The sequence below is a fragment of the Nocardia noduli genome, assembly GCF_019038455.1.
Lineage (GTDB): Bacteria > Actinomycetota > Actinomycetes > Mycobacteriales > Mycobacteriaceae > Nocardia > Nocardia noduli.
This window is the reverse complement of record NZ_JAFMPL010000210.1, coordinates 1-2691: the sequence shown is the minus strand read 5'-3', so window position 1 is coordinate 2691 and position 2691 is coordinate 1. Positions and strand designations below refer to the sequence as shown.

Here is a 2691-nt window from a genome sequence, read left to right as displayed (position 1 = left end):
TCCCGCGACACAGGAGCCCACCCATGGCGCCACTCTCACCCCGAGTCCACCAACCCCCAAGCCACGCCGCCCCCGGCACGCAGACAACGACCAGCATTCCCGCCACTTCCGCACTCCACCCGCCACCACCGGACAACGCACCCGTACCAGCCATGACAGGCAGGCCGAGCGAGAGGACTCACACCTTGCTCGATACCCGCACCGTCGCGTCGATATCGATGGCGACACAGCAGATCGCGGGCCTCGTCTGTGCCGACGGCGACCTCCGCGCGGTCATCGACCGAGTCACCGTCTGGCACCACTACAGCCCCGCACCGGTGCCGTCCGCCGTCGAACGGACAACGGATCAACGTTTCGACACCACTGAAGACGCGCACGCGTATCTCATCCGCGCCCTGGCTACCTGTGCCAGCGGCGGTTTCGACGCGCTGCGTGTACAGATCACCGACACTCGCACCATCCCGGAATCGGTGGTGCGCCACATCTGCGGCACCACGGTCTCGATCACCGATGCCCTGCTGGCCCTCGCCGAGGCCGACGGCCTCTGCCTACCGGTCCTGCCCGCCACCGACTCGTTCACGCCGACCGATATTCCCACCGAACCCGACCCGTCGCGATCATGACCGCCCCGCTACTTCTTCCGGATCCCCGCGGACCCTACCGGGCGAGGCTGACCCGCCTCGGCCCGGACTTCAGCCCGATCGCCCCCGGGGTGAGCCTGCGATTCGGCAAAGCCTGGATGGCCCGAGAGTGGCTGCAACACAACCTCATCAGAGACAACGAACTCCACGGCGGCGACCAACGGTACCGAGCCCACATCACCGCCACCCTCAGCGCGACGCCGTTGTACAACCTGTCCGGGCCCGCGACCGACGTCGCATTTCGACTCGCGTTGCTCGGACGGACCGGCTTCGACGAACCCCGACTCACAGGCGAAGCCGCTCTGCCCGGTGGCATCGCGTTCAGCCTGCTGCGCGACTACCGGGCCTGCGTTACCGAGTTGAACGCGGCACGAGCCGTCGATCCCAACGGCCCACGCGTCCGCGAATTCCGAGCCGAACGGGCCGCGGTGCGCCGAGAGATCCACGCTGCCGCACAGACCGCGACACCGTTGTCACAGTCCTCGCACCTGATGCTCGCTCAAGCAATGCTCGAAATCGACACCCACAGTGTCGCCCGGCCCGACGCACGCTACGCCGCCATGTATCACGCGCAGATCCTCGGCTCGCAATCCGACCCCGACACCGTCCGCCCGGACCCTGTGACTGCCCGGTTCGAATCGGTGCGCCACGCGCGTGAATGGCTGGTCAGCCAGGCTGCGACCACAGTGATCCTCGGCGAGCAGATCGCCAACCCGTTCACGATCCGCGCGGCCGTCTTCGACCTCGAACTCAGCCACTACGAGATCGAGGCCACCGGAACACCGGCCCAGGTCGGCTGGAAGATCCACGCCCTGGACCGGAAGCCCGACGGCATCTTTCGCACCGGCGTCACCGAAGTCGACCACTTCGAACTGAACCGGCTGGTCGAGAAATTCGAACACGCCACCGACTATCTGCTCGACGCCGCGAGCCGAGAACGCGCAGCACCCACCGACACAGCCCATCTGGATCGGCTCGCACACATTCTCGGCGTCCGTTCCGACATCAAAGACCAAATCATCGCCAGAGCCGAATCCGCCGCACCGGAGGAAGCCTCGCTCGCTCGACGCCGCGTGCGTGCCGCCGAAGGGCGCGCGATGAGAAACCGCGACTCTCGCAGCAGCGTCACTGATGTGGCGAGTTCAGGCTTTGTCCGTGCCGACATTCAGGTGGCGCTCGGGCATCTGGCCCAGCTCACCGCGCCCGACACCACCACAGCGGCATCCGCCCAGGAGACCTCCCACCGGATCTCGGAGCTCCGCGATCACATCCAGGACCTGATGAATACCCCGGGCCTCGACCCCGCCGATCACGCCATCATCAGCGCCCAGATCACCCAGACCCTGCTGGACCAACACCGCGGTCGTGTCGGGCTGTACGCATGGCCTTCACTGAGCGCCCTCGATGCCCGCACTACAGAATTGACCGCAGCGCGGGCCCGCCCGGGGGAGCGCGGTTTCGCTGACGCGCTGCGACTTCATCAGCTCACCCAGGCCATAGCCGCCGACACATTGACCCCCGGCGATCCACCACGGCGCCTGGTGATCGAGCAACTGCTCTCCCGCCAACGCGATCACCTCGAAACCGCGATCGACGCCGACACCGGCCTCAGCCCCGACACCCGTGCCGCGCTGCACCGGACGCTGACCTACGACCCGCGCATTCCTGTTCCCAACCAGCACGCCGTCGCTGCGATATCCGCGCATCCCGCTGACCAGGCCCCCGTGCCGCAACCGGGTTCTGCATCCCAGGACTACATGCTCCGCGTGCACAGGCCCGGCCGCGAATGGAACTTCGGCCTGGAACAGGGGCAATGGACCCTCCGCATCCACCAGGCCTACCCGGCGTATTCCTCGCTGCGCCTGGAAGTCTGCGTCGCGCGATTCGATTCCGCCCAACACATGCTCGACGCGCTCACCACCGGTCTCACCATCACCGACCCCGACGGTCCGACCGCGCACATGGCCCCACTCGAGATCCCGGAGTCCGGCCGCAGTGCCCTGACCCTGCTCGACCAACAGCGCTCCAGCATGCCCACACCGGACAAACC

2 protein-coding genes are annotated in these 2691 nt (G+C 67.1%); both read left to right on the top strand.

The window, feature by feature from the left end; translation table 11 throughout:
• Positions 1-185: 185 nt before the first annotated feature.
• On the top strand, positions 186-623 hold the full coding sequence (locus JZ792_RS40895; protein ID WP_216918322.1) for a hypothetical protein: 438 nt from the start codon (positions 186-188) through the stop codon (positions 621-623).
• Positions 620-2691 (top strand): hypothetical protein (locus JZ792_RS40890; protein WP_216918320.1); only part of this gene is annotated, 2072 nt, incomplete at its 3' end. The genes JZ792_RS40895 and JZ792_RS40890, both read left to right, overlap by 4 nt.